Raw genomic sequence first — 2,481 nt, 5'->3', positions numbered from 1 at the left:
CGAACTGCGCACCGCCGCCGCGCACGACACGCTGATGCGCCTTTGGGTCGAAGCGGAGGCGACGCGCCTGACCGCTGCGCGATTGCGGCAGTCGCTCGCCGCCGGGCAGCCCGGCCCCGAGGGTTCGGCCGCGAAGCTCGCGTACGCCCGGCTCAACCAGGAGATCTCCGCCTTCGAAATGGAGCTGCTGGGGGAGGAGGCGCTTCGGCACGACACGTGGACTTCGGACACGTGGGCGACGGAGCGCCCGACTACGGTCGACTTCGCGAGCCGCTCCGCGACTTACCGGTACTTGCGCGCGAAGGGCAACTCGATCGAGGGCGGCACGTCGGAGATCCTGCGCAACATCATCGCCGAGCGAGTGCTCGGCCTGCCTCCGGAGAGCCGCGTCGACACCGACGTCCCGTGGAAGGACCTGGCCCAGTGACATCGAATCCCGAGACTCCGGGCAACGCCGGCGAGCGGTCATCGAACACTGCGGCACCCGATCCGGCCGTCCCCGATCTGCTGCCCGGCGAGGCCGAGGAAGACCTGCGCGCGACCGTCCGCGATCTGCTCGCCACCCGCGCCCCCTGGAATGCCACGCTGGCGCGCAGCGAATCCGACGAGCCCTACGATCCGGCGCTGTGGCGGCTGCTGGCCCGGGACGTGGGCTGCGCCGGTCTCGCCATCCCCGAGAAACTCGGCGGTGCGGGCGCCTCGTGGCGTGAGGTCGCCGTCGTGGCGGAGGAACTCGGGCGTGCCGCCGCTCCGACGCCGTTTCTCGGCAGCTCCGCGATCGCCACCGCAGCGTTCCTCGCGCTGCGCCGGGTCCTCCTGGGCGCAGCATGCGAGGCCGAGACCGACGTGCTCGACGCGATCAGGGCACTGGCAGAGGGGCAGACGACCGCGGCGCTTGTCGTCCCCTTCAGCACAGTTCCGAACGCACCGATCCCGGAATCAGTACGCGCCGACGCCTCAGGCCGATTGACTGGCGCCGTGACCAGCGTCGCCGACATCCGCACCGCCGACGTGTTCCTCGTGCCCGCGCTCGCGCCGGATGGCGAACCAGCCCTCTACCTCACCGACGCCGTCAGGGCGGGCGAGCGCCTCAAGCTCTCCCCGGTCACTTCCCTCGACCTCACGCGCCCGCTGAGCGATGTCAGCCTCGACGCGGCTCCCGCCCGGCTTCTCGCTTCGGGCAGCGATGCGCAGTACGCGCTCAGGTTCGCCCTCACGGTCGGCGCGATCGTGCTCGCGGCCGAGCAGCTCGGTATCGCGGAAGCCTGCCTCGACATGACGGTCGGCTATCTCAAGACTCGTCGTCAGTTCGGCCGTCTCATCGGCTCCTACCAGGCGCTCAAGCACCGGGTGGCCGACCTTTGGTCCGCCGTCGCGCAAGCCCGCGCAGTCGCCCGGTATGCCGCCGCGTGCATTGCGACCGGCAGCCGCGACACCCCGCAGGCGGCCGCGATCGCGCAGGCGTACTGCTCAGGCGTAGCCGTGCGCGCCGCCGAGGAGTGCGTGCAACTCCACGGCGGGATCGGATTCACCTGGGAGCACCCGGCCCATCTCTACCTCAAGCGAGCCAAGGCCGACGCGATCGCCCTCGGCACCGCCGAAAAACACCGCCGGACACTCGGCGACCTGGTCGGACTGCCCGTGGAGTGACTACATCAACGTCAGTTGTTCGCCGCGGTCGGGACCGTCGTCGCCGTCCCGGGACGCCGCGCCGCGGCCGGGCTTCGCCGGATCGGGTTGGACTTCGGGCTCCGGGGGCTCGAGCCTCCTCGGCGGCTTCGGCGGCGCGAGCCCGAACTCCTCGGCGTAGCCGCGGACCTGCCGGGTGATCTCCTCCTGGTACCACTTCGCCGCGTAGGAGCCCTTGCCGTAGAGGGCACGGTAACGGCCGCGCAGGTTCGGATACCGCTCGGCGAGCCATGCCGCGAACCACTCGCGTGAGCCTGGCCGCAGATGCAACACGATCGGGCTGACCGAGCGCGCGCCGGCCCGCACGATCGACTCCACCGTGGAGCGCAGCTGCTCCGGCGAATCGGTGAGGTACGGCAGGATCGGCGCCATCAGCACCCCACATCCGAGGCCTGATACGGCCAGCGCGCGCACGGCCTCGAGCCGTCGGCGAGGGCTGGGTGTGCCCGGCTCGACCGCGCGCCACAGCGACTCGTCCACGAACCCGATCGACATGTTCAGCCCTACCTGGACGCGATCGGCCGCGCGCAGCAGCAGGTCGAGGTCGCGCAGGATCAGCGTGCCCTTCGTCAGGATCGAGAACGGGGTGTCCGCCGCGGTCAGCGCCCCGATGATCCCCGGCATCAGCTTGTAGCGGCCCTCCGCGCGCTGGTAGGTGTCCACGTTCGTGCCCATCGCGACGTGCTCGCGGGTCCAGGACGGCCGGGCCAGCTCGCGCCGCAGCACGTCGGGGGCGTTGACCTTCACCACGATCTTCGAGTCGAAGTCGTGGCCCGCGTCGAGGTCGAGATA

Annotated in this window: 3 protein-coding genes; 2 read left to right on the top strand and 1 reads right to left on the bottom strand. The window is 71.0% G+C overall.

From position 1 onward, the window contains the following. Positions 1-427: acyl-CoA dehydrogenase family protein (locus VGZ32_RS27325; protein WP_326889098.1), on the top strand; the 427-nt coding region annotated here is incomplete at its 5' end. Between the two features lie 77 nt (positions 428-504). After that, complete coding sequence (locus VGZ32_RS27320; protein ID WP_349263774.1) at positions 505-1,650, top strand: acyl-CoA dehydrogenase family protein; 1,146 nt, start codon at positions 505-507, stop codon at positions 1,648-1,650. Here VGZ32_RS27320 and VGZ32_RS27315 read toward each other — a convergent pair. Then, a partial coding sequence (locus VGZ32_RS27315; RefSeq protein WP_349263773.1) for a radical SAM protein occupies positions 1,651-2,481 on the bottom strand: 831 nt, incomplete at its 5' end. It abuts the gene before it with no gap.

This window comes from Actinocrinis sp. (genome assembly GCF_035938995.1).
In the GTDB taxonomy this organism is placed as follows: Bacteria; Actinomycetota; Actinomycetes; order Streptomycetales; family Catenulisporaceae; genus DASZGI01.
Note: the sequence above shows the minus strand (reverse complement) of the source record. Positions and strands in the feature narration are given on the sequence as shown.